Genomic DNA, 26117 nt, shown 5'->3' with positions numbered 1-26117 from the left:
ATTACTTACTGAGTAAGCACATTGCCGTTTACGCGATTGCCGCTTTGCCGCAGCGCCAAGGATTTTGGGGATGATTTTGGTTTTATAGCCAGTTAAACGAGTGTAAATATCGGCTCATAAAGAACCTGAAAAGAAGGGGGGATGGGGTGTAAAAATTGTATAAAAATGGCGGTAAAGTGAGCGATTAACGTAGGTTGGGTGATTTTTTAACAAAGCTGTAACTTTATTACCAAGTGGTGGGCGGATTGTGCTTTTTATCAGCAAAAAAGTGGTCGGATCAGTAGTAAAATTACATCGACTGCGATAAAATTTGTGTAATTTACGAACTATTAATCTTTCCAGTCACTGTTCGCCGGCAATAAATGAGAACGTAAGACTGGGCGCTGAGGAGAATTTTATGTCTGATTACACCCCATACTCACTGTCTTACATCCTGCTGCGGCGCACGCTGGCTATGCTTGTGGGCATTTTGGCGCTGCCGGTTATGGCGTTCCGCGCGGATAGGGCACGTTTTTACAGCTATCTGCACCGTGTTTGGGCCAAAACCAGCAATAAACCGGTATGGCTGGCACAAACCGAAATAACGGGACAGTATTTTTATTAATACAAAAATTAAATTAAATTTTTTTATAAAAAAGGCCGGAATGTAAATTCTGGCCTTTTTAATTCTGCTATTGATATTTATCATAGTATTTACATTTAAAGTTAAATAATAAATTTTGTGTTTCATTGTAATTATTTATTACATTTTACAATTTTCATTCCGTACTTGTCTTGTGTTTAGACCAGAATGTCGGGTGTTATTATTTAGTCCGTTATAATGAACATGCGTCGTTATTCCAAGATGAATGTTTGTTGAAAACTATAAATATAAAAATTTAAATATAACAAGGTTTCTATGAAAATTAATAAAACGACGTTGGGTTTGTTGGCTCTGGGTATGATTTGTGCTAGTACAACGGTGTTAGCTTCAGATTTACAAGCATGGGCGGGTCAAACGGCTCCGGGCGATAATCCTATAGAAGTTATTTTTGCCGGTAAGGTTTATAAAAATGTCAGTTGGGTGGGACCGGAATCTTGTCCGCTGACAAATTCGGGACCACAATACTCCGGCAAACCGTGGTTACCCGTGGGCGATGCCTCTAAAGAGGATATGGAAAATCTCGGTAACCCAACGACCTGTGATAATGCGGACAGCAAAATTGATACCCATCCTGAGACGGTTATCGCTGCCTTTGATAATAATAAAGATTATGATAAAGGCGATAAAGTTGCCGTTAACGGCGTGGAGTATATTGCGCTACAGGATATTCCAGCCAACAGTTTTGCCCCGAGCCAATCTAATCCTTGGGTTCGCTATGTTGCTTTAAAAGAGTGGCAGCCTTCAAATTCATATAAAGGCGGAGATAAAGTATTCAAAGATGGAGAAATCTATCAGGCCGTATTCTTTAGTCAAGGTAAAGACCCTTCACTTTCTTCTAATCAGTCAAACGGAAGTAATGGCAAAGAATGGAAACCGTTGGGTAAATACGTTGCTGCAACTGCCGAGCAATTGGCTCATGCGCCTGAATTGGATGTAAAACATACGTATTCTGCTAACTCATTGGTTAAGTTTGGCGGCGTGATTTATATTACCGCAAATGACGTCAAAGGTATTCGTCCTCTTTCCCCAACGCCTTGGCGCGTCAGCCCGAATTGGGGGAATACAAAGGAGCTGGTCGGTGACAAAGTTCCCGCTTGGCCAGCCCAGTTCTTTGCTCCCTACGTAGATTTTGCCGGTGATGCTAACAATATCGCTGACATGGCAAATATGAAAAAACATGAAAATATTTCTCATTACACCCTGGCCTTTATTGTCGCGAAAAGTGCTAACCAGTGTTTACCGACGTGGGGGACGTCCTATCCGGTCAAGAATTACGCACAGTACGCCAAAATAAATGCGCTGAGAAAAGCCGGTGGTGATGTAATGGTCTCACTTGGCGGCGCAGTTAATGTTCCTTTGGCCTCTGCCTGTAAAAATGCGGACGATTTGGCGCAGCAGTACTATGACGTGGTTGAAAACCTTAATTTGACCAAGCTGGATTTTGACGTGGAGATGGGTTGGTCGTTAGACATGGACTCTATTCAACGCCGTAATCATGCGTTGAAAATTGCTCAGCAAAGATGGCAAAAAGAAGGACGCAAAGTTGACATTTGGTATACGTTGGCGGTACTCCCCACCGGTTTAGAAGCGGGGAAGGCCATCCTTCAGGATGCCAAAAAGCAAGGCGTAGACGTTGCCGGTGTTAACTTGATGACCATGGATTACGGCCCAGGCCCATGTCTTGCTTCTAAAGGCGAAGAAGACAATATTCAGGGGCAATGTGGAGTGGATGCCGTTGAGGCTACGGCAAAACAGCTTAAACAAATGGATCTGTTCCCTGGCCTAAGCATTGAGCAGATTTATGGTAAAATCGGTTCTACGCCAATGATTGGTTACAATGACACTCAGGGTGAAGTTTTTTACTTGTCTGATGCCAGATTAGTTCTTGAAGATGCTAAAGCCAAAAAGTTAGGTATGCTTAGCGAGTGGTCCGTGCTGCGAGACAAACCGGGCGCGATAGGTAATGCTGATTTTTCAGCCAGCGGTTTGACTGAGGCTCAGGCACCGAAGTTGGCATTTAGCCAAACGTTCTCATCGTTCGCCAGTGACTCAACGAATCCGGTTGAGGAAGTGCACGCCGTGAAGGCGAATGCTGGAATGCAGCAAAATGTTAACGGTGAATCGGCGATTGTTCTCGATGGCTCCAAGAGCACCATTAAAGGCGGCGGTGTTCTGACGTATTCCTGGAAACAGGTAGGCGGCCCAGACGTTATCCTTGAGAGTACCAACACCGAGCGCGCGACGTTTAATGTTGCTAAGCCTGTTCAAAATGCCCGCTACGAGTTTATGTTGACAGTGACCGATGGCCAACAGGCAACCAGTACCGATACCGTTGCTGTCCAGGTTGCCAGTGAAGCGAATCCAACTGCGCCAGTTATTACTTTAGCCAGCCAGTTCAATGCTATAAGCGGTAAAACTGCGCAGGTATTGGCGACCGTTTCTGACATGACCCCAGAGAGTGAGTTTACTTACGCGTGGCGTATACCTGAAGAATTGACCCACGTTACCGGCACCGAGACTAACCAGCTAAATATTGAAGCTCCACTGGTCACTTCCGCTCAAGGTTTTGTCTTGGTATTGACGGTCACCAACAATAAAACACAGTTATCTACTGTTGCCACCACCACGCTTATTGTCACTCCCGCTAAAACGGATGATAAGCCACAGCCGGATGATAATATTCCGCAGTGGCTCAAAACCAACACCTATGCCGAGAGATGTACCAAGGTGAAATACCAGGGTGAAGTGTGGGTTAACAATAACTGGGCGGGACCTGCCAATGTGCCTGGTACAGAAGGTGAGTACGGCGCATGGCGCAAGAAAGTTGACGGCTGTAAATAATTTCTTTCTGTGAATAATCGCTTTTAAGCAATACAGAATGACCGAAACCAGTGGAGAAATCCGCTGGTTTTTTTGTTTTTCAGACGATACGCAAGGTATCTTTGCCTACATAAACTTGTACAAAGTGATTTTTGTGTATAACTTTAAGAAAGGTGATACTGCGCTGTTCCATGGCTATGGAAAGCAATAAACGTCTGGAGTTATACATGAGTGAAAAAATTCCGATCGGCATCAGCGCTTGCCTGCTGGGAGAGAAAGTTCGCTTTGACGGCGGCCACAAACGTTTGGCCTTTGCCGTTGAGCAACTGGCCCCCTTTGTACGTTTCGAACCCGTTTGTCCCGAAATGGCGATTGGCCTGCCTACGCCACGCCCGGCGCTGCGTTTGGTTGACATGCAGGACGGTATTCACATGTGCCTCAGCAACAGCCCAGATACCGACCTCACCGAAAAAATGCAGCGTTATTCAGAGAAGCGCGTTGCCGCCTTGACCCATCTTTGTGGCTACATTCTTTGTGCTAAATCGCCGAGCTGCGGCATGGAGCGGGTGCGCGTTTATCGCGAAAACAGTAAAGACAACAGCAAAATTGGCGTGGGTATTTATACCGCCGAACTGCAGAAACAGTTGCCCTGGTTACCGATAGAGGAAGACGGGCGACTGAACGACCCTATTTTGCGCGAAAACTTTGTTGAACGGGTTTTTGCTCTCTATGAATTGAAAATGTTGCATGAGTCTGGACTGACACGCGGCAAGTTGATGGCGTTTCACAGCCGTTACAAACTCTCGCTACTGGCTCACTCTCAGCCTGAATATCGAGAACTTGGCCGTTTTGTGGCTTCTATGGACAAATGGGATTCGCTGGAGGCGTATTTTGTCGAATACCGCAACCGGCTAATGAGCCTGATGACCCATAGAGCCACGCGCCGCAACCACACCAACGTGCTGATGCACGTGCAGGGCTATTTCCGCAAGCAGCTCAACAGCGGCCAGCGGCAGGAGCTTGCGCGTCTGATAGACCACTATCGGCAGGGGATGCAGCCATTGCTGGCGCCTATCACGCTGCTTAAGCATTACATGCATGAATACCCGGACGCCTATTTGCAGCAGCAACGTTACTTCGAGCCTTATCCCGAAGCGCTGCGCCTGCGCTATGGGCACTGATATCACAAGGAATGCACTGTCATGACCACCCATCTGGTCTGGTTTCGAAACGACCTGCGCGTTACCGACAACCGCGCGCTTTCTGCCGCTTGTGAAGACGTTAACGCCAACGTCATCGCGGTATTCATTGCCACTCCGGCGCAGTGGCGCAAACATGATATGGCGCCTCGTCAGGCGGCCTTTATTTATCAGCATCTGCAGGCACTGCAAGGTGCGCTATCAGAGCGCGGCATCCCGCTTTATTACCAGCAGTGCGAGTTGTTTTCAGACAGCGTTGACTGGCTGGTGAAATTTGCCGCTGAACACCACGTCGATGCGCTTTTTTACAATGATCAGGTCGAAATTAATGAAGTCGAGCGCGACGCCGCCGTCGATAAGGCGCTGTCGCCCGAGGTTCAAATTCAGCGTTTCAATGACAGCCTGCTGCTGCCGCCCGGTTCGGTGACCACCGGCGAAGGCAGCATGTATAAGGTTTATACCCCTTTTCGCCGCGCCTTTTTGCAGCGCCTGAGCGAGTCGGACTGCCGCTCTTTGCCTGCACCGCATGCGCGTAAAAATTCGCATCCGGGTGAAGCTGCCGAACTGTCACCGTTTGATTATCCTCAGCAGGAAGTGGGTGAAGATTTTCCGATTGGTGAAGAGGCGGCACGCGACCGGCTGCGGCGTTTCTGCCGTGAAAATGTGCAAGATTATCTTGAGCAGCGCGACCTGCCCGCTGTTGACGGCACCAGTACGCTGTCACCGTATTTGGCGATTGGCGTACTTTCTCCACGCCAGTGTTTGAATCGTCTGCGGGCTGAAAACCCTGAGGTGCTGGAGAAAACCGACGGCGGCGCTTTTGGTTGGCTCAATGAGCTGGTGTGGCGAGAGTTTTATCGCCATCTGCTGGTGGCCTGGCCGTCACTGTGTAAACGCCAGCCGTTTATTGAGTGGACAAAAGGCATAACGTGGCGTGATGTGCCCGATGATTTACAGGCGTGGCAGGCGGGTAAAACCGGTTATCCGATCGTCGACGCCGCCATGCGTCAGCTCAACGCCACCGGTTGGATGCATAACCGGCTGCGGATGATCGTGGCGAGTTTTTTGGTGAAGGATTTACTGATCGACTGGCGCTGCGGCGAGCGTTACTTCATGTCAAAACTTGTCGACGGCGACCTTGCGGCCAACAACGGCGGTTGGCAGTGGGGGGCGTCTACCGGCACCGATGCGGCACCTTATTTCCGCATCTTTAACCCGACCACGCAGGGCGAACGTTTTGACAAGCAGGGCCGCTTTATCAAAACCTGGGTACCTGAATTGAGTGATGTTCCAGAAAGAGATATTCATCAACCACATCGTTGGGCTGAAAAACAGCGGCGCGTGCTAGACTACCCTTTCCCGATTATCGATCACGCCCGGGCGCGTAAGGATACTCTGGCCGCGTTTGAGGCAGCCAAAAATCGCGCTCAGGCTGAAGATTAAGGTGTCTGCCGGAGTCGGCAGGCACGTTGATAATCATCAGCACAACATGGAGCGATGTGATGGCAAAGGCATTTTGGAAAGCGGCGCTGCTTTTAGGCGCCGGTCTTGGCGCGGTTCCGGGAGCGAGCGCCGGTTTTAAAATCGTTGCGCTTGGTGTAAACGGTGGCGTAGAGGAGGGCAACTTAACCTCTTATCTGATCCGCAGCGATTCACAAACGCGATACCTGGCGCTGGACGCTGGATCAGTATTGCCGGGTATCAGCAAGGCGCTGGAAAAAGGCAGTTTCCCCGAAGTCACTGTGCAAAACGCCGCGCCACTTACGCCACAGGGAGCCGTTTTTCGCAATCTTATCAGCGGCTATTTTATTAGCCATGCCCATCTCGACCACCTCGCCGGTCTGATTATCGCGTCACCTCAGGACACTAAAAAGCCCATTTATGGATCTGCTGATACCATCGACACCTTGCGTCAGCACTATTTTAACTGGCGGGTATGGCCTAACTTTAGCGACACCGGCAGCGGTCAGCGGTTGGGCACCTATCGTCTGAATGCGCCAAGGCCTGGTCAGCGTTTTTCTCTCGGACTGAGCGGGCTTGACGGCGTTATCTATCCGCTCAGCCACGGCGGGGTCACCTCATCAATGCTGCTGGTCAGTAGCGCGAAAGAAAACCAGCAGCTCGAGTCCTTTGCTTATTTCGGTGATACCGGTGCCGATAAGCAGGAAAAATCCCGTGATTTAAATACGGCCTGGCGCGTGATCGGCGACGAGATTAAGCAGAAGCGGCTGAAGGGCATGATCATTGAAACCTCTTATGCCAACGGCATGCCCGATAGCCAGCTGTTTGGGCATCTTACACCCGAGCTACTGCTGGGTGAGCTGAAAAACCTTGAGCAAGTTGCGGGCGGCGCAGGTTCGCTGAAGGGCCTGAAAGTGGTGATTAGCCACATCAAACCTTCCCTGACTGCCGGAGACGATCCGCGCGCCAAAATCATCCGTCAGCTTGAACAGGGCAACAGCCTCGGCGTAAACTTTATTTTTATGCAGCAGGGCGATAGCCAAGAATTTTAACGCTGCCGTGTTAAGCGTTTCAAAGGAATCGCCTGATCTAGCAGGTAATGTTAATGAGTAATGTGATGAATAACGTTGAATTAGAGAAGATTATTGACCAAAAGCTTGAGGTCAATGCCTTTAAAGACTATGCGCCCAACGGGCTGCAGGTTGAAGGCAGCAGCACGGTTAAGCGCATTGTAACCGGTGTGACAGCTAGCCAAAAACTGCTGGACGCTGCAGTCGCGCACAGTGCCGATACGATCATCGTCCACCACGGTTATTTCTGGAAAAACGAACCTGCGGCAGTGCGCGGCATGAAGCGCAACCGTTTGAAAACGCTGTTGCTCAACGATATTAACCTTTATGGCTATCATCTGCCGCTGGACGCACACCCAGAACTCGGTAATAACGCTCAACTGGCGAAGCTTTTGGGAATCAAAGTGTTAGGGGAAATTATGCCGCTGGTGCCTTATGGAGAACTGTCCGCGGGCATGGCGGCTGAAGACTTTCATCAGCGCATCGAGCAGCAGCTCGGACGCAAGGTGTTGCACAGCGCAGAAGGCGGGCCGAAAATTATCCGTCGGGTGGCGTGGTGCACCGGCGGCGGTCAGGGCTTCATCCAGCAGGCCGCTGATTTTGGCGTAGACGCCTTTATTACCGGTGAAGTCTCAGAGCAAACGATTCACATTGCGCGGGAGATGGGGTTGCACTTCTTTGCCGCCGGACATCACGCCAGTGAACGCTACGGCGTCAAGGCTCTGGGCGAATGGCTCGCCGCAGAGCACGGTTTAGACGTCACGTTTATTGATATCGACAATCCTGCCTGAGTTGCTTACCTCAATGACCCTGTGCCGCCTTGGGTGGCGCAGCTTTTTTATCGCTTTCATCTGGCGTATCCGACGGGGGAAAATCACTGTCTTCAAGCAGGATAAACGCCCGCTGCAGGCCGGTATCCGCATCCGGATCGGCACCCTGTGAGCGCCTTTCGGGTTCAATTTCGGCCTCAATCTCTGGTTCAGACTGCTCGGCGGTCTCAGGCGCGGGCATTTGATCCTGAATCATCTGCTCGTCCAAATTAGGATTGAGCGCCGGTGACAACGGTGAGCTGCTCAGACTGTCGGGCATGGCGATGTGAGGAACCGGCGCATCCTGCGCCATTTGGGTCTGCTCCTCTACGGCCGAGCTTCGACTCAGCGCCACAATCGCTGCGCCGCATAGCGCAAAGAATGCATACAAAATATTGCCGCCCAGCGGTTCAATCAGTGCACCCACCGCCAAGGGGCCAATACAGGCGCCGACGCCGAATGCCATCAGCAAACAGGCAGAAAGCGACACGCGACGTTCTGGCTCAATCATGTCGTTGGCCAGCGCCACAATCAGCGGATAGAGCGTGAACTGCATCAGGCTGACCACAAATCCTACGACGAGCAGCAGCGGGAAAGAGATATGGCTGAAAATGGCCAACGGCAGTGCAGCGATCGCCAGCAGTACGGCGTTAACTCGCATCAACAGATTGCGGTTGTAGCGGTCCGAAAGCCAGCTCAGCGGGAACTGCGCCACCAGGCCAGCAAAAATCGCCAGCGCCATAAACAGGCCGGTTTGCTGGGTCGACAGCCCCTGCTGGCTTGAGTAGAGGGGCGCCATGCCGTAAAACGACCCCACAATCATGCCAATCACCAGCGTAATCGCCAGCACCTTGGGAATCGCACCAATAAAGAATTTTAGCTCCATCGGAGCCGGTGACATATGGCCGACTTTGGTGCGTGTGGTGAGCGCAATCGGTACCAGACAGAGCGCAAAACACAGCGCAATGACCAGCAGCGTGCTCATACCAAGGTCAGTCTGTAGCATCAACACCACTTGACCGAGTGCCATACCAAGGTACGACGCCGCCATATAAAATCCAAATACCACGCCGCGCTGGCTGGAGTCTGACTGGTCGTTCAGCCAGCTTTCCAACACCATGTACTGACACATCATACACAGCCCGATAATCAGGCGTAGCACCACCCAGACCGGAATAATGTCGGTCAACCCGTGGCCTATTACCGCAGCGGTAATAATCCCCGAGCAGGAAACGTAGGCGCGAATATGCCCCACGCGGGCAATCAAAAAGTGGCCCACCTTGCCGCCAATCACCAATCCAATATAGTTGGCGGCAATAATGGCACCAATCATGGCACCGCTAACGTGAATAGCACTTAAGCGCAGTGAGATGTAAGTGGTGAGAAGGCCGGAGCCAAGCAACATCAACAACGTGGTGGTATAGAGCGGAAAAAAAACGCCGAAGGTCTTTTTCACTGTTTCTCCCTTAAAATGAGGCAAAACCCGCTATTTCATGCCTTCCAGGCACATCGAGTTTTGCAGAAACATCAGACACACAGGCGGCCTTACCCTTAAAGCGTAGCAGCTGATTGTTGCACCGTCGTAAACAAGGCTACAACCTCGATGACTTTGGGTCTATATCTGTGCCATAAATAGCGTTATCTTAATTTGTATATTATCTGTGGCTTAGGAGTCATTAAGTGCAACGAGCACGGTGTTATTTGTTAGGTGAGCGCGCAGTCGTTCTGGAATTGGATCCGCCCGTTTCATTGGCCAGCCAGCAGCGAATTTGGGGATTAGCCCAGCGTCTTGAGACGTATCCCAGCGTAAAAGAAGTCATCCCGGGCATGAACAATTTAACGGTGCTGCTTAAAGACCCGCAAAACACGGCGCTCGACGCTATTCAGCGCTTACAAACCTGGTGGGAAGAGAGCCAGGCGTTTGAACCTGAGTCTCGCCTGATTGAAATTCCCGTGGTTTACGGAGGTAAAGGTGGCCCGGATCTTGACGGCGTCGCCAGCCATACTGGCCTGAGTGCGAGTCAGGTTGTTGAGTGCCATAGCGGCGCTGAATACGTAGTGTATTTTCTTGGTTTCCAACCCGGCTTTCCTTATCTGGGCGGCATGCCCGACGTGCTGGCAACGCCGCGTCATCGTGAGCCGCGCCTGTCCGTACCCGCGGGAACCGTCGGCATCGGCGGCAGTCAGACCGGTATTTATCCCCTGATTACCCCTGGTGGCTGGCAGCTTATTGGCCATACGCCGTTGTCGATGTTTGATCCCGCCAGCCGTTTACCTACCCTGTTACGCCCCGGCGATCGGGTTCGCTTTGTGCCGCAGAAGGAGGGCGTATGTTAAAAGTTTTACGTGCGGGGATGCAAACCACCGTTCAGGATCTTGGCCGTAACGGCTATCGTCAACTGGGTGTTAGCCAGTCCGGTGCACTTGATGCGCCCGCGCTGCGCATGGCCAATTTGCTGGTCGGCAACGATGAAAACGCCGCAGGCCTTGAAATAACCCTCGGCCAGTTCAGCGTCAAGTTTACTAAAAAAGGGTGGATAGCACTGACCGGTGCAGGCAGTCATACTACGCTCGACGGGCAGTCGCTGTGGACCGGTTGGTGCTATCCGGTTAAGGCGGGACAGGTTCTGACCATGAAAATGCCGATGCGCGGCATGCGCAGCTATCTGGCGGTCGCGGGCGGCATTAAGGTAGATGAGGTTCTTGAGTCGCGCAGTACCGATATCAAGGCGAGCTTTGGCGGCTTTGAAGGGCGAGCATTAAAAGACGGTGATGAACTGAAGGCCGGTAAGCCGCTCAGAGAGCCGACAAAATCAACCGGCGTCAAACAACTGCTGTTTGGTAATCGCATTCGTGCCGTGCCTGGCCCGGAATATAACGAATTCAGTGACGATGCCCGTGAATCCTTCTGGCGCACCGCGTGGCAGCTCAGCCCGCAAAGCAATCGTATGGGCTATCGGCTGCACGGGCACGCGCTGGTGCGCGACACTCAGCGCGAAATGCTTTCGCACGGTTTGGTGCCAGGTGTGGTGCAAGTTCCGCACGGCGGCCAGCCGATCGTACTGATGGCCGATGCGCAGACCACCGGCGGTTATCCGCGGATTGCCTGCGTGATAGAGGCTGACCTTTATAACCTGGCACAAATTCGTCTTGGTATGCCAATCCACTTTGTGAAGTGCACCGTGGAAGAGGCGTTGAAGGCCAGCAGTGAACAGAATCGATTTATTGAACAAATTAAGTGGGGCCTGCATGAGCGTTGATTTAAATGCCGATTTAGGCGAAGGCTGTGAAAACGACGAAGCGCTGCTGCAACTGGTGAGTTCGGCCAATATTGCCTGTGGTTTTCACGCCGGAGATGCGCAAACTATGCGTCAGTCCGTGCGCTGGGCCATTCAGTACGGCGTGGCCATCGGCGCACATCCGAGCTTCCCCGACAGAGAAAACTTTGGCCGCACCGCCATGCAGCTGCCACCGGAAACGGTGTATGCGCAGGTGGTTTATCAGCTTGGTGCCTTAGCGGCCATCGTCCGCGCCGAAGGGGGAAAAATGATGCACGTTAAACCGCACGGCATGCTTTATAACCAGGCGGCGACCGACCCTGAACTTTCAGACGCCATTGCGCGCGCCGTTCGCGATGTTGATCCCTCCCTGAAGCTGGTGGGGCTGGCCGGCAGTGAGTTGATTCGCGCCGGTGAGCGTTTGGGTCTGGAGACGCGTCAGGAAGTGTTTGCCGATCGCCGCTACCAAAGTAATGGCAATTTGGTGCCGCGCAGCCAGCCTGATGCGATGATCGAAACCGATCAACTGGCGCTTGATCAAACATTGAGCATGATCCTCGATAAACACGTCGTCAGCCGCGACGGTATCAACGTCCCGGTGCAGGCGGACACCGTTTGCCTGCACGGCGACGGTGAGCACGCGTTGGCCTTTGCCCGCAGCCTGCGAGCTGCGTTTGCCGAGAAAAAAATTACGGTCAGTGCCGAGTAATCCCTGAAAGATAATAGCTTGCGCATAAGAAGTCTCTGCGCCTGAGGAAGAAAAATGCGTAAAGTTTTGGTCACCGGTTTTGAACCCTTTGGCGGCGATCGGGTTAACCCCTCGTGGGAAGTGGTTAAAAAATTGCAAGATGTACAGCTGTCTGGCGTTAGCCTGGCGGTGCGTCAATTGCCCTGCGTATTTGGCAAGGCCATTGAGGCGTTGAACCAGGCGATCGACGAGACCGATCCGTTGATGGTGATTTGTGTCGGACAGGCGGGTGGACGTGTAGATTTTAGTATCGAGCGCGTAGCCATTAACGTAGATGACGCACGTATACCCGACAATGCCGGCCAACAGCCGATTGATACGCCGATTGTCAAGGACGGTCCGGCGGCCTATTTTGCCCAGTTGCCGGTTAAAGCACTGGTTAATGGCCTGCGCGAAGCGGGCATTCCGGCGTCTGTTTCGCAAACGGCGGGGACTTATGTTTGCAATCACGTGATGTACGGCCTGCTGCATCGTATGACGCAGAGCGACTGTAGGGTGAAGAAAGGCGGATTTATTCACGTGCCCTATCTGCCAGAGCAGGCGGCGTTGCACCCCGGCACTGCCAGTATGTCAGCACAGACGCTGCTTGAGGCGCTGGAACTGACGATCGCCATTGCCTTACACACTGAGCACGATTTGATTCTTGCAGAAGGAACCACGCACTAATGCCTGAAGGACCCGAGATCCGCAGGGCCGCGGACCAGTTGGAGCGCGCAGTGCTGGATAAACCTCTTACGGAAGTCTGGTTTGCATTCCCGAGCTTACAGCCTTATCAATCGGCGCTGGTGGGCCAGCGTGTTAAAGGTATTGAAACGCGCGGCAAAGCGCTGCTGACTCACTTTAGCAATAGCCTCACACTGTATTCGCACAATCAGCTGTACGGAATTTGGCGGGTGTATAATTCGGGCGATGTTATCAATCATGGCAAGCGCTCGTTGCGGGTAAAACTTGCCACGCCGGACAGCGCTATTTTGCTCTATAGCGCCTCTGAGATTGAAATATGGCCTACGGAAGAGGTGTATCAGCATCCGTTTTTACAGCGGATCGGACCGGACGTGCTGGACCAGAGTCTAACGCCCGAGCAGGTGAGGGCACGCCTGACCTCTACGCGTTTTCGTCAGCGTCAACTGGGGGGAATGCTGTTGGATCAGGCCTTTTTAGCCGGATTAGGCAACTATCTGCGTGCAGAAATCCTCTGGCTTGCCAGACTGCTTCCTTCGCATAAACCCTCGGACTTGAATGACGTACAGCTTGCTGCGTTGACCGATGCGTGCCTGACTATTGCTCGCCACTCCTACGCCATGCGCGGGACTATGGACGAAAATGTGCATCACGGTGCTCTTTTCCGTTTTAAAGTTTTTGCGCGTGAGGGTAAACCTTGTGAACGCTGTGGCGAGACGATAGTAAAAACCAGCGTCTCGACAAGACCCTTCTTTTACTGTCCGGGCTGTCAGGGGTGAAAACCCCTGATAATCAAACTATCTTGCTTAACACATATGGCTTCATTTTTGAAGGATGATGTTTTCATTCAGTGTGTCAAACAATTCTGCTCTACCTCTCCAGTTAAATGCCTGTTGGTAACCCACTGATTGTTGCTGGAAATGCTGGACCCTTTCTTTTAGTTTTTCTGCATATTTTTTGTTTTTGACTTCAGTCAATGCTTCCATTGCTTTGGCAACAAACAGACCGCAGGCATTAGGCGCGTTTTTTTGTAGATCTTCACTGATAAATTCTGGCCCCCCTGTGACCCCACACGCTGTGGCTAATGAAGAGAAATATTCTTGAGCCACTTCTCTATCTTTACCACCATTTTTGCTGTCGAAAACTAACGCAGATCGGGTATTATCCTCGTTTTTTATCGTGCCGAACAAATACCAATGTTGTTCTAGCAGGATAGGCGCGAAGTTCGTTTTAAACGTTTTTGTAAACGTGTCGATGGTATGACGGTCTATTACATGTTCTGAACCATCAGTTAAAGGAGAGAGCGCATCATGAAAACGAACACTATCCCCTCTTTCATTATTTAAGTGACTTGCTACGGCGTTTAGTTCTGCAGCCTGTATAAACCGATTGTTTTCAAGGAACGATTTGTCGAGGTCGGAATTATTATCGTTTAAATATGTTTTAAGATTAGTACTGCGATTTAATCTATGTGCAATTTCCTCTTTGACGTCTATGTCTTGTTCTTGTGTCGGCTGAAAGCCCGCCATTAAAAGCAGCTTGGCAGGGATTTCCCACAGTATTTCTAAAGGTTTATCTGGATGATCGTCTGGAAGTTCGGTTTTACTGTCGTTTCGATTTTGGACATAGGCATTTTGATATTGTATTTTTTCAAACATATCCAGGCTTTTATCAACCAATTGTGCCTGAGTTTCTTGAAGGTTTTTACAGTCAACTCTACCCGTGTATAATTCAAACAGGAAGGTTTCAGCTTTTTTCGCCTCTGTTAGATCATACCCTTTGCCACCACAGGCACAGGTAAAAAGACTGTCTATCAGTGCATGCCAATGGTCTTCATTAAAAACGGGATCCAAACAAAGAACTTGATTTTTTAAATCAAGGAACTTTTTTGGTATTCTTAAATCTTTCAGCAAATTTTCCAGCGCCTGAGCCTTTATTTTTTCATAGGAGTTAAGGGGTTTGGTTTTAGGAACCGCAGACGGTTCTAAGTCATCAATGGTCGAATAATGGTCAGTCTCTGGCTTTTGAGGTCTCGGGGAATGAAACTTACGTTTTATTTGCGCGTATACATGCTCAGGAATTTGCGAGTATATAGGCTCAGGAACGTTTTTGGGTTCAGAATTAATCTGTAGAGTAAAAATATCCTGCGGTTTTGGTGCAATCGCTGGTTTGACTAACCCTTTTTGTTCGGTAGGAACCTGTGGACCCTTTTTTTCCTGCTGCACGAGTTTAAGTGTAGGTGGAAGTGGAGCCTGTCGCTTTACTTTACGGCGGCGTGGTTGGTTGATTTGCCCTTCATTCAAGGAAGAAGCCATTCGACTCGTTGGCGAAGACAAATCGTTCTTGGGATTTATGGGGTTATTAGGAATAGTTTTTGTGCCCGTATATTTATCTGCCAATTCACTTTTTCCTGTTTCGTTACCCGAATCATAATCTACAGGAGGAATTTGCGGCCTTAGATGCTCTGGTGGGGACAAATTAGATAGAGATAAAAAAGAAGAAATTGAAGGTGAGCGCGACAGTAAAGGTGTTGCAGGCGGCGTAGGCAGTTTTCTTCCTCGAGGAAAAGTAGGTTCATAAGAAGGGGGTACCTCGTAATCATGAAAGATACTTTCTGGTAAATTATTAATCTGTTCATTAGATTTAATGACATCAGAAGATGGCTTGACATCAATAATTTTCAGAAGATTCGATATATGTTTTTGAACTGAACCAGGAATTATCGGGAATTCTTTAAATACTGTTTTAGCTTTTCTGGATAGACTATTTAATGGAATCATTTTTATTTTCCCAGGTTGGTAATAACAGCCGATTATCGTACTTCCCCCAGGCGCACAGGTAGCAAAAACCGCTTATTTAGAAACTACTACACTTTGCGAATTAACGACTGCTTTTATTAGACTGTTCTCGCCAAAAAGCATAGCTGCAGGTGACGATAACGACGGCTGAGCCAAGAGTGCGTAAAGACCAGTAGGTGTCTATCATCCGCCACCAAATCGCGGAGAGTTTTTCAATATAGAGGGGGGAATTGCCACTCTTTACGATGCTAAAGTAAAGCACCGCGGTAATGATAAAATGGCTGGCCAGCCATATAATAAAGGGTACAGATAAAATGAATCTTTTACGTAACGTGTTATGAGTAAAAATGATAAAACAAAAAAGCGGCATTAGTGCAGGAAGCAGGTGCGTTGCCACATTTAAAAGAAGATGAGAAATGGGCACGGATTGTTGAGTATGAATCATCCATGAAAGAATTAGCTCTGAGGGTAACCCGTTGTAAAGCAGAGATAAACACACCAATCCCCATATCAGCGCGGCTCTGAATACGTTACTGTTCATTGTTGACTCCAAATAATATCCGGAGACAACTATGCCTTTAATAAGACAAACAGTCCTTAAATATTCATTTTGTTAAATTTAATATAATTTTAGGTAAAAAAAAGCACCCATAGGATGCTTTTTTACTCCGCCTAATTCATATCTTTTCTCAACAATACACTTAGGCTATTTAAGGTTGCGAATTACTTATCAGCAACCTGAGATTTAAACTCACGCTTGTCATAGCCGGTGTACAGCTGACGTGGACGGGCGATTTTGATGCCGTCGTCGTGCATTTCGTTCCAGTGGGCAATCCAGCCAACGGTACGCGCCATCGCAAAGATAACGGTAAACATGGATGAAGGAATTCCCATTGCTTTCAGGATGATACCTGAATAGAAGTCAACGTTAGGATACAGCTTGCGTTCGATAAAGTACGGGTCGTTGAGCGCAATGTGCTCGAGCTGCATGGCGACTTCCAGCAGGTCGTCTTTCATGTTCAGCTCTTCCAGCACGGCGTGGCAGGTTTCACGCATCACGGTGGCGCGCGGGTCATAGTTTTTATAAACACGGTGACCGAAGCCCATAAGACGGAAGGAGTCGTTTTTATCCTTGGCGCGACGAACAAACTCTGGAATGTGATCAACGGTGCTGATCTCTTCCAGCATTTTCAGGCAGGCTTCGTTTGCGCCGCCGTGCGCCGGTCCCCAAAGAGAGGCGATACCCGCCGCAATACAGGCAAATGGGTTGGCACCCGAAGAGCCGGCGGTGCGCACGGTTGACGTTGAGGCGTTCTGCTCGTGATCGGCATGCAGGATCAAAATACGGTCCATGGCTTTTTCAAGCACCGGGTTCACTACGTACTCTTCGCAAGGCGTGGCAAACATCATGTGCAGGAAGTTACCGGCATAGGACAGGTCGTTTTTCGGATAAACAAACGGCTGGCCGATAGAATATTTGTAACACATTGCTGCAACGGTCGGCATTTTCGACAGCAGTCGGAATGCCGCGATTTCACGGTGACGCTCGTTTTCGACGTCGATAGAATCGTGATAGAAGGCCGCCAGCGCGCCTGTAACGCCACACAGCACCGCCATGGGGTGTGAGTCACGGCGGAAACCGTGGAACAGCCGGGTGATCTGCTCGTGGATCATGCTGTGACGAGTGACAGTCGTTTTAAACTCTTCGTACTGTTCCTGCGTCGGTGGCTCACCGTGCAGTAGCAGATAGCTTACTTCCAAGTAGTTGGACTCGGTGGCCAACTGGTCAATCGGGAATCCGCGGTGAAGCAAAATGCCTTCGTCGCCATCGATATAGGTAATTTTAGATTCGCAGGATGCGGTAGAGGTAAAGCCAGGGTCAAAGGTGAAAAAACCTTTTGAGCCGAGGGGGCGTATATCAATTTCGTCTTGGCCCAATGTGCCTGATAGCACGTCGAGTTCAATAGGATCATGACCCGGTAGGGTAAGTGTCGCTTTCTTATCAGCCATTTACAGTCTCCTTAGCGCCTTATTTTAATAATCTCCAACAACGCTGTCCTTGGTCTGGTTGCAGAACCCGGTACTGCCTGCAGGTGAAATCTCCGCCGTTATAATTTGAGGTCTTCACCGCGCGTTTTGGCGTACAAAGTCAGCGCAGGGCGAAGCCGTCTTACTGCCACTACGAGCAGCTTTTGGCGGACAGGCGGTATTTCATCGTTGTTATCGACTCGATATCTTTGCTCAATACCTACGACAAGTATGAGGGCATACACAGCGTACACTTTTGCACAAGTCAGCGTCGCAGGGAAGCGTATGTGTTGATCTGGGGTAAGCCGCAGGGGTGAGTCATTATCTATTTGTAATAGAATTGTTGACGTAATGTCAAACTACATAATTTATTTTGTGTATAATATGGAAACTGCGACGCGAATCACTGTTTCGCAGAAAAGTGACCAAACATTTTGTAGGGGAATTGTAATAGGAATGTGATCATCCTATACTCCTCCAAGGTCTCCGGAACACCCTGTAGTAGGAGCACCCAGCGTTAAATAGAACGCGCCGTTTAAGCACAGTGGATGTCGATGTTTGAGCGCGTGACGTGAAGGGCCTTTGGCTCTTAACGCTGTCTGATTTCCGCCCAGGCCGGAGGATGGAAAATAATAAGCGCCATTCAAGATATACTGCGCTCGGTCTGCTGTGTTAAAACAAGCACAAAATGCCCCTTTACTCTTGCACTTGCACCATGTAAACCGGCTTTACCGCTTCTTTTTGCGTTGTCTGTACCCCGCAGGATGTTTATGAACAGGCTCTAAGGGCTGTGTGGGCAAAACCGTGAAAAAACAAAGACCTGTCAATCTGGATCTGCAAACGATCCGGTTTCCCGTAACTGCGATAGCGTCCATCTTACACCGCGTCTCCGGCGTAATAACCTTCGTTGCTGTCGGTATCCTCCTTTGGTTGCTTGGTACGTCTCTTTCCTCTCCGGAAGGATTCGCGCACGCTGCCGCCATCATGAACAGCTTCTTCGTCAAGTTCATATTTTGGGGAATACTTACCGCTTTGGCCTATCACGTATGTGGCGGTATCCGCCATCTGCTGATGGACTTTGGCGTTATCGAAGAGAGTTTGGCTGTGGGTAAACTGTCGGCATATATCGCGATTGGTATTACTGTGCTGCTTTCTGTGTTGGCTGGCGTCTTTGTAGGGTAAAAAAGAATGGTAAACAATGTTTCTGCATTGGGGCGTAATGGCGTTCATGACTGGCTGCTAGTTCGTGCGTCAGCAATCGTTATCACCCTGTATATTCTCTATATTCTGGGCTTTGTCGTTATGGCTCAGGACATCAACTTCGAAGTCTGGCACGGCTTTTTCGCCTCCTCCATTACTAAAGTTTTCACCTTGCTGACGTTGCTGTCGATTCTGGTTCACGCCTGGATCGGTATGTGGCAGGTGTTAACTGACTATGTAAAACATTTGGCTTTACGACTGGTGCTGCAGCTTGCCATCGTCGTGACGCTGGTTGTTTATCTACTTTATGGAACAATAGTTGTGTGGGGAGCGTAGTAAATGAATCTGCCAGTCAGAGAGTTTGATGCTGTCGTAATCGGTGCTGGTGGCGCCGGTATGCGTGCTGCATTACAAATTTCACAGATGGGCCTCTCGTGCGCCCTTATCTCTAAAGTGTTCCCAACCCGTTCCCATACGGTGTCTGCGCAGGGCGGTATTACCGTTGCTCTGGGCAACACCCATGATGATGACTGGGAATGGCATATGTATGACACTGTTAAAGGTTCCGACTATATCGGCGACCAGGATGCCATCGAATACATGTGTAATACCGGGCCGGAAGCCATTCTTGAGCTTGAGCACATGGGCCTGCCTTTCTCCCGTTTAGATAACGGCAAAATTTATCAGCGTCCGTTTGGTGGCCAGTCGAAAAACTTCGGCGGCGAGCAGGCGGCACGAACTGCGGCAGCGGCCGACCGTACCGGTCACGCACTGTTGCACACCCTTTATCAGCAGAACCTGAAAAATCACACCACGATTTTTTCCGAATGGTACTCGCTTGACCTGGTAAAAAATCAGGACGGCGCGATTGTAGGCTGTACCGCAATCTGTATCGAAACCGGGGAAGTGGTGTATTTCAAGGCGAAAGCCACCGTGCTGGCAACCGGCGGTGCGGGACGTATTTACCAGTCCACCACCAACGCACATATCAATACCGGTGACGGCGTGGGCATGGCCCTGCGCGCTGGCGTGCCGGTGCAGGATATGGAAATGTGGCAGTTCCACCCAACCGGCATCGCTGGCGCGGGCGTTCTGGTCACAGAAGGCTGCCGTGGTGAAGGCGGTTATCTGCTTAATAAAGACGGCGAGCGCTTCATGGAGCGTTATGCGCCGAACGCCAAAGACCTGGCGGGTCGCGATGTGGTAGCACGTTCTATCATGATCGAAATCCGTGAAGGTCGCGGCTGTGACGGCCCGTTGGGACCTCACGTAAAACTGAAATTAGACCACTTGGGTAAAGACGTTCTGGAATCTCGCCTGCCGGGTATTCTTGAGCTGTCTCGCACCTTCGCTCACGTTGACCCAATTAAAGATCCGATCCCGGTTATCCCGACGTGCCACTACATGATGGGCGGTATTCCGACCAAGGTGACCGGTCAGGCGATTCGCGTGAACGAAAAAGGCGAAGACGTGGTCATTCCGGGCCTGTTCGCAGTGGGCGAAATTGCCTGCGTATCGGTTCACGGCGCTAACCGTCTGGGCGGCAACTCACTGCTCGACCTGGTGGTATTTGGTCGTGCGGCGGGTATGCACTTGCAGGAATCACTGTTGGAGCAGGGCGAGAGCCGTGATGCGACCCAGGCTGAAATCGACGTGGCGCTTGAGCGTTTGAACCGTTGGAACAACAATCGCGACGGCGAAGATCCGGTGCAAATCCGTAAAGACCTACAGGAATGCATGCAAAACAACTTCTCGGTATTCCGCGAAGGTGATGCTATGGCCCAAGGTCTGGCGGATCTGAAACTTATTCGTGAGCGTCTGCAAAATGCCCGTCTGGATGACACCTCCACCGAATTTAACACTCAGCGCATCGAGTGTCTGGAGTTGGATAACCTGATGGAAGTGGCGTTTTCAACGGCGGTATCTGCCAACTATCGCACCGAAAGCCGTGGCGCACATAGCCGCTTCGACTTCCCGGACCGTGATGATGCGAACTGGTTATGCCATACGCTTTACCAACCGGAATCCGAAAGCATGACTCGCCGCGAGGTGAACATGCAGCCTAAGCTGCGCGCGGCATTCCCGCCGAAAGCACGTACCTACTAGGCCGGTGAGCAGGAGCATATAAATGAAACTCGAATTTTCGATTTATCGCTATAACCCGGACGTAGATGATGTCCCGTACATGAAAGACTATGTGCTGGAGGCCGGAGAAGGCCACGACATGATGCTGCTGGACGCACTTATCCTGCTGAAAGAGCAAGACCCGACGCTGTCGTTTCGTCGCTCCTGCCGTGAGGGCGTTTGTGGCTCTGACGGTGTGAACATGAACGGTAAAAACGGTCTGGCCTGCGTCACGCCGGTTTCTGCACTGCGTAACGGCAGCAAGAAAATTGTTATCCGTCCTCTGCCTGGCCTGCCTGTTGTGCGTGACCTGGTGGTGGATATGGGGCAATTCTACAAGCAGTATGAGAAGATTAAACCTTATCTGTTGAACGACGGGAAAAATCCTCCGGCGCGTGAGCATCTGCAGATGCCGGAAGAGCGCGAAAAGCTCGACGGCCTGTACGAATGTATTCTCTGTGCCTGCTGCTCCACTTCTTGCCCGTCATTCTGGTGGAATCCTGACAAGTTTGTCGGACCCGCGGGTCTGCTGGCGGCCTATCGTTTCCTTATTGACAGCCGTGACACAGAAACGCAATCACGTCTTGATAATCTGGATGACGCTTTCAGCGTATTCCGGTGCCACAGTATCATGAACTGTGTCAGCGTGTGTCCTAAAGGGTTGAACCCGACCAAGGCCATCGGGCACATCAAATCGATGCTGCTACACCGCGGCGCCTAGGTCGAAAAAGTGTAAACAAGCGGGAACTCAGGTTCCCGCTAATATTAAGTGGATAGGCAGTAACATTTACGCAACAAAATGCGTAAAAGCTTCACGAATAACCTGATGAAATAACGGGATAAAGCGTGATAATTTAGGGCCGTAAAGAGCGAATAGTCAGCGGCAGGCAGGGATTCACCAAAAGTCGGAGCACCGCGGTAATGCGCAGACTTTTGGAGGTTCCTTGACCAAGCGGCAGGGCGTTTTCCTGTCGGTTAAGTGAACTGTTGTATGGAAAACCGTCTTACTCGGATGTAAGTCAAAATTACGTCAGGTACCACGGTGATTTTATTAACCACGGCGAAAACTAAAGCTTTCAAAGCTTAAGGGATCACGATGCAGAACGGCGCAATGAAGGCCTGGCTGGATTCCTCCTATCTGGCGGGCGCGAACCAGTCTTACATAGAGCAGCTCTATGAAGACTACCTAACCGATCCTGGTTCCGTTGACGATAGCTGGCGTTCAATTTTTAAACAGCTACCGACAGTCGGTGTACAGTCTTCTAAAGGGAACTCGGAACAACTCCATTCACAAATTCGCGACTACTTCCGCCGTCTGGCGAAGGACGCGTCGCGTTATAACTCCGCTATCAGCGATCCGCAATCGGATGCGAAGCAGGTTAAGGTGTTGCAACTTATCAACGCCTTCCGTTTCCGCGGTCATCAGAATGCTAACCTCGATCCCCTCGGTTTATGGAAACAAGAAACTGTTGCCGACCTGGATCCAGCTTACCATCATCTGTCTGAAGCTGATTTTCAGGAAACCTTCAACGTGGGTTCGTTTGCTATTGGCAAAGAAACCATGCAGCTGGGCGAGCTTTATGCCGCACTGAAGCAGACGTATTGTGGATCGATCGGTGCCGAGTATATGCACATCACCAATACTGATGAAAAACGCTGGATCCAACAGCGTATCGAATCGGTAGTGGGTCGCGCGAAATTTACCGACAGCGAGAAAAAAACCTTCCTCAGCGAGCTGACAGCTGCTGAAGGACTTGAGCGCTATCTGGGTGCCAAATTCCCGGGTGCAAAACGCTTCTCCCTTGAGGGGGGCGATGCTCTGGTGCCAATGCTGAAAGACATGATCCGCCACGCCGGTAAAAACGGCACGCGTGAAGTGGTTCTGGGCATGGCGCACCGCGGCCGTTTGAACGTATTGATCAACGTGCTGGGTAAAAAGCCTCAAGACCTGTTTGACGAATTCTCAGGTAAGCATAAAGAACATCTGGGTACCGGCGATGTGAAATATCACATGGGCTATTCGTCCGACGTCGAAACCGAAGGCGGTATGGTTCACCTGGCGCTGGCGTTTAACCCGTCGCATCTCGAAATCGTGAGCCCGGTGGTTATCGGCTCCGTTCGCGCACGTCGCGATCGTCTGGATGAAGCACGCAGCAACATGGTTCTGCCGATCACCATCCACGGTGATGCAGCGATTACCGGCCAGGGCGTTGTTCAAGAAACATTGAACATGTCGTTGGCTCGTGGTTATGAAGTGGGCGGTACTGTGCGTATCGTTATCAACAACCAGGTTGGTTTTACGACTTCAAACCCGAAAGATGCGCGTTCTACTGAATACTGTACCGACATCGCGAAAATGGTGCAGGCGCCGATTTTCCACGTCAATGCCGATGACCCTGAAGCGGTAGCGTTTGTTACCCGTCTGGCATTGGATTTCCGTAACACCTTCAAGCGTGACGTAATGATCGACCTGGTTTGCTACCGTCGTCATGGCCATAACGAGGCCGACGAACCAAGTGCAACTCAGCCTCTGATGTATCAGAAGATCAAGAAGCACCCTACGCCGCGCAAACTCTACGCTGACGTCCTGACCGAACAAGGGGTTGCCAGCCTGGAAGATGCCACGGAAATGGTCAACCTTTACCGTGATGCGCTGGATGCGGGCGAGTGTGTGGTTGCCGAATGGCGTCCAAACGACATGCACACCTTCACTTGGTCTCCGTATCTGAACCACGAGTGGGACGAAGTTTATCCTGCCACCGTTGAGCCGAAACGTTTGCAAGAGTTGGCGCGTCGCGTCAGCCATGTCCCTGACGCCATTGAAATGCAGTCCCGCGTTGCCAAGATTTACGGCGACCGTGCAGACATGGCCGAAGGCAAAAAATTGTTCGACTGGGGCGGTGCAGAGAACCTGGCCTACGCCACGCTGGTAGATGAAGGTATTCCCATTCGTCTTTCTGGTGAAGACACCGGCCGTGGAACCTTCTTCCACCGCCATGCCGTTATCCACAACCAGAAAAACGGTTCCGTTTACGTGCCGCTTTCGAATATTCACAACAGTCAGGGCGTGTTTAACGTCTGGGACTCCGTGCTGTCGGAAGAAGCCGTACTGGCCTTTGAATATGGCTACGCGACCGCTGAACCTCGCACGCTGACCATCTGGGAAGCACAGTTCGGCGACTTCGCCAACGGCGCTCAGGTTGTTATCGACCAGTTCATCAGCTCCGGCGAGCAAAAATGGGGCCGCATGTGTGGTCTGGTTATGCTGCTGCCACACGGCTATGAAGGGCAGGGGCCGGAGCACTCCTCCGCACGTTTGGAACGTTATCTGCAACTTTGCGCCGAGCAAAACATGCAGGTCTGTATTCCGTCCACTCCGGCTCAGGTTTACCACATGATACGTCGTCAGGCGCTGCGCGGTATGCGCCGTCCGCTGATTGTCATGTCGCCAAAATCACTGCTGCGTCACCCGCTGGCGGTTTCAACGCTCGACGAAATGGCCAACGGCAGCTTCCTGCCGGCGATTGGCGAAGTTGACGAGCTGGACCCGAAAGGCGTGAAGCGCGTCGTGATGTGTTCCGGTAAGGTCTATTATGATCTGCTGGAGCAGCGTCGTAAAAATGAACAAACCGACGTCGCTATTATTCGTATCGAACAGCTGTATCCTTTCCCGCACAAAGCAGTACAAAGCGTGATTGAGCAGTACGCGCACGTACATGACTTTGTCTGGTGTCAGGAAGAGCCGCTCAACCAGGGTGCATGGTATTGCAGTCAGCATAACTTCCGTGAAGTGGTGCCTTTCGGTGCCTCTTTACGCTACGCAGGACGTCCGGCGTCAGCCTCGCCTGCAGTGGGCTATATGTCTGTTCACCAGAAGCAGCAGCAAGATCTGGTTAACGACGCGCTGAACGTTCAATAGTCGTATAGATGATAAAATTTTAAGGAAAGATTAATGAGTAGCGTAGATATTCTGGTTCCTGACCTACCTGAATCCGTTGCGGATGCGACGGTTGCGACCTGGCATAAAAAACCTGGCGACAGCGTTGAGCGTGACGAAGTACTGGTTGAAATTGAAACGGACAAAGTTGTGCTGGAAGTCCCTGCGAGTGAAGCCGGTATTCTGGACAGCATTCTGGAAGAAGAAGGCGCAACCGTGCTTTCAAAACAAATCCTGGCACGTCTGCGTCCGGGCAATAGCTCAGGTAAACCTAGCCAGGAAAAAAGCGCCGAGAAAGAGTCAACGCCAGCCGACCGCCACACTGCGGCACTGGATGACGAGAGCAACGACGCACTCAGCCCGGCCATTCGCCGTCTGATTGCAGAGCATTCACTGGATGCCAGCGCAATTAAAGGCAGCGGTGTAGGCGGTCGTCTGACGCGTGAAGATATCGAGCAGCACATTGCGAAAGCCGGCAAAGCCGACAAACCAGCAGCGGCACCTGCACCGGCGGCTCAGCCTGCTGCTGCGGCACAGTCTCTGGCTGCACGCAGTGAGAAACGCGTTCCTATGAGCCGTCTGCGCAAACGCGTAGCCGAGCGTCTGCTGGAAGCGAAAAACAGCACCGCCATGTTGACGACCTTCAATGAAATCAACATGAAGCCCATCATGGATATGCGCAAGCAGTACGGCGAAGCCTTTGAGAAGCGCCACGGCGTGCGTCTCGGCTTTATGTCCTTCTACCTGAAAGCCGTGGTTGAAGCACTGAAGCGTTTCCCTGAAGTGAATGCGTCAATCGATGGCGATGATGTGGTTTACCATAACTATTTCGATGTGAGCATCGCAGTATCTACGCCACGTGGACTGGTCACCCCAGTTCTCCAGGATGTTGACACCTTGGGCATGGCTGATATTGAGAAGAAAATCAAAGAGCTGGCCATTAAAGGCCGCGATGGCAAATTGACCGTTCAAGAGATGACCGGCGGTAACTTCACCGTGACCAACGGTGGTGTGTTCGGTTCTCTGATGTCAACGCCAATTATCAATCCACCGCAGAGTGCGATTTTGGGTATGCACGCCATTAAAGACCGTCCAATGGCCGTTAATGGACAGGTAGTTATCCAGCCAATGATGTACTTGGCACTGTCTTACGATCACCGTCTGATTGACGGCCGTGAGTCAGTTGGCTTCCTGGTGACCATTAAAGAATTGCTGGAAGATCCGGCACGTCTGCTGTTAGACGTCTAGGGTTCAAAACCTGAAAAATTAACGACGTGATTAAAATAAGTGCAGGGCAGAAAGTCTGCTCTGCAACCTTCTG

At 50.8% G+C, this 26117-nt stretch carries 21 protein-coding genes; 17 read left to right on the top strand and 4 right to left on the bottom strand.

The genetic code is table 11. From position 1 onward, the window contains the following. Positions 1-397: 397 nt before the first annotated feature. The 6 genes from GA565_RS19160 (at position 398) to GA565_RS19135 (ending at position 7984) form a co-directional block, all read left to right on the top strand. Positions 398-604 carry a YbfA family protein gene (locus tag GA565_RS19160; protein WP_152200137.1) on the top strand — a complete coding sequence of 69 codons (207 nt, stop codon included), beginning with the start codon at positions 398-400 and terminating at the stop codon, positions 602-604. Positions 605-898: 294 nt separating this feature from the next. Then, positions 899-3484 (top strand): glycosyl hydrolase family 18 protein, encoded by a 2586-nt coding sequence (locus GA565_RS19155; RefSeq protein ID WP_152200136.1) that lies wholly within the window; start codon positions 899-901, stop codon positions 3482-3484. 206 nt (positions 3485-3690) lie between these two features. Beyond that, positions 3691-4644 carry a 2-thiouracil desulfurase family protein gene (locus tag GA565_RS19150; RefSeq protein WP_152200134.1) on the top strand — a complete coding sequence of 318 codons (954 nt, stop codon included), beginning with the start codon at positions 3691-3693 and terminating at the stop codon, positions 4642-4644. Between the two features lie 21 nt (positions 4645-4665). Further along, positions 4666-6105 carry a deoxyribodipyrimidine photo-lyase gene (phrB, locus tag GA565_RS19145; RefSeq protein ID WP_152200132.1) on the top strand — a complete coding sequence of 480 codons (1440 nt, stop codon included), beginning with the start codon at positions 4666-4668 and terminating at the stop codon, positions 6103-6105. Between the two features lie 59 nt (positions 6106-6164). Next, positions 6165-7175: an MBL fold metallo-hydrolase gene (locus GA565_RS19140; protein WP_152200130.1), complete on the top strand. Its 1011-nt coding sequence runs from the start codon at positions 6165-6167 to the stop codon at positions 7173-7175. 65 nt (positions 7176-7240) lie between these two features. Then, complete coding sequence (locus GA565_RS19135) at positions 7241-7984, top strand: type 2 GTP cyclohydrolase I (RefSeq protein WP_152201626.1); 744 nt, start codon at positions 7241-7243, stop codon at positions 7982-7984. Between the two features lie 10 nt (positions 7985-7994). On the opposite strand, the gene GA565_RS19130 is transcribed toward GA565_RS19135, so the two are convergent. Next, complete coding sequence (locus GA565_RS19130; RefSeq protein ID WP_152200129.1) at positions 7995-9458, bottom strand: MFS transporter; 1464 nt, start codon at positions 9456-9458, stop codon at positions 7995-7997. A gap of 224 nt (positions 9459-9682) precedes the next feature. Here GA565_RS19130 and pxpB point away from each other — a divergent pair, with 224 nt between their 5' ends. From pxpB to nei, 5 genes are read left to right on the top strand one after another with little or no spacing between them, the layout of a single operon-like run. After that, positions 9683-10339: a 5-oxoprolinase subunit PxpB gene (gene pxpB / locus GA565_RS19125; RefSeq protein ID WP_152200127.1), complete on the top strand. Its 657-nt coding sequence runs from the start codon at positions 9683-9685 to the stop codon at positions 10337-10339. Further along, complete coding sequence (pxpC, locus tag GA565_RS19120; protein WP_152200119.1) at positions 10333-11262, top strand: 5-oxoprolinase subunit PxpC; 930 nt, start codon at positions 10333-10335, stop codon at positions 11260-11262. The genes pxpB and pxpC overlap by 7 nt, the downstream gene beginning before the upstream one ends. Then, a complete protein-coding gene (pxpA, locus tag GA565_RS19115; protein ID WP_152200117.1) occupies positions 11252-11989 on the top strand; it encodes a 5-oxoprolinase subunit PxpA in 738 nt (245 codons plus the stop codon). Before pxpC ends, pxpA begins: the two co-directional genes overlap by 11 nt. A gap of 54 nt (positions 11990-12043) precedes the next feature. After that, positions 12044-12694 (top strand): pyroglutamyl-peptidase I, encoded by a 651-nt coding sequence (gene pcp / locus GA565_RS19110; RefSeq protein WP_152200115.1) that lies wholly within the window; start codon positions 12044-12046, stop codon positions 12692-12694. Then, positions 12694-13488 carry an endonuclease VIII gene (nei, locus tag GA565_RS19105; protein ID WP_152200114.1) on the top strand — a complete coding sequence of 265 codons (795 nt, stop codon included), beginning with the start codon at positions 12694-12696 and terminating at the stop codon, positions 13486-13488. The genes pcp and nei overlap by 1 nt, the downstream gene beginning before the upstream one ends. A 42-nt stretch (positions 13489-13530) precedes the next feature. Here the strand turns inward: nei and GA565_RS19100 are convergent, their stop codons facing one another. The 3 genes from GA565_RS19100 to GA565_RS19090 all read right to left on the bottom strand — a co-directional run bounded on the left by GA565_RS19100 (position 13531) and on the right by GA565_RS19090 (position 17517). Further along, on the bottom strand, positions 13531-15489 hold the full coding sequence (locus GA565_RS19100; protein WP_152200112.1) for a hypothetical protein: 1959 nt from the start codon (positions 15487-15489) through the stop codon (positions 13531-13533). 100 nt (positions 15490-15589) lie between these two features. Next, positions 15590-16048, bottom strand: coding sequence for a hypothetical protein (locus tag GA565_RS19095; protein WP_152200110.1), 459 nt, complete (start codon positions 16046-16048; stop codon positions 15590-15592). 182 nt (positions 16049-16230) lie between these two features. Beyond that, positions 16231-17517 carry a citrate synthase gene (locus GA565_RS19090; RefSeq protein ID WP_152200109.1) on the bottom strand — a complete coding sequence of 429 codons (1287 nt, stop codon included), beginning with the start codon at positions 17515-17517 and terminating at the stop codon, positions 16231-16233. Between the two features lie 810 nt (positions 17518-18327). Here GA565_RS19090 and sdhC point away from each other — a divergent pair. The 6 genes from sdhC (at position 18328) to odhB (ending at position 26044) form a co-directional block, all read left to right on the top strand. Continuing rightward, a complete protein-coding gene (gene sdhC / locus GA565_RS19085) occupies positions 18328-18717 on the top strand; it encodes a succinate dehydrogenase cytochrome b556 subunit (RefSeq protein WP_055777305.1) in 390 nt (129 codons plus the stop codon). Positions 18718-18723: 6 nt separating this feature from the next. Next, positions 18724-19071 (top strand): succinate dehydrogenase membrane anchor subunit, encoded by a 348-nt coding sequence (sdhD, locus tag GA565_RS19080; protein ID WP_055777308.1) that lies wholly within the window; start codon positions 18724-18726, stop codon positions 19069-19071. A gap of 3 nt (positions 19072-19074) precedes the next feature. After that, positions 19075-20841 (top strand): succinate dehydrogenase flavoprotein subunit, encoded by a 1767-nt coding sequence (gene sdhA / locus GA565_RS19075; RefSeq protein WP_055777310.1) that lies wholly within the window; start codon positions 19075-19077, stop codon positions 20839-20841. Positions 20842-20863: 22 nt separating this feature from the next. Further along, positions 20864-21580, top strand: coding sequence for a succinate dehydrogenase iron-sulfur subunit (locus GA565_RS19070; protein ID WP_055777313.1), 717 nt, complete (start codon positions 20864-20866; stop codon positions 21578-21580). 375 nt (positions 21581-21955) lie between these two features. Beyond that, positions 21956-24778 (top strand): 2-oxoglutarate dehydrogenase E1 component, encoded by a 2823-nt coding sequence (gene sucA, locus GA565_RS19065; RefSeq protein ID WP_152200107.1) that lies wholly within the window; start codon positions 21956-21958, stop codon positions 24776-24778. A 33-nt stretch (positions 24779-24811) separates the two neighbouring features. Continuing rightward, on the top strand, positions 24812-26044 hold the full coding sequence (gene odhB, locus GA565_RS19060; RefSeq protein ID WP_152200105.1) for a 2-oxoglutarate dehydrogenase complex dihydrolipoyllysine-residue succinyltransferase: 1233 nt from the start codon (positions 24812-24814) through the stop codon (positions 26042-26044). Positions 26045-26117: the final 73 nt, after the last annotated feature.

The sequence above is a fragment of the Rouxiella sp. S1S-2 genome (genome assembly GCF_009208105.1).
Taxonomy (GTDB): domain Bacteria; phylum Pseudomonadota; class Gammaproteobacteria; order Enterobacterales; family Enterobacteriaceae; genus Rouxiella.
The sequence above is the reverse complement of the archived record's forward strand: the minus strand, read 5'-3'. Positions and strand labels throughout refer to the sequence as shown.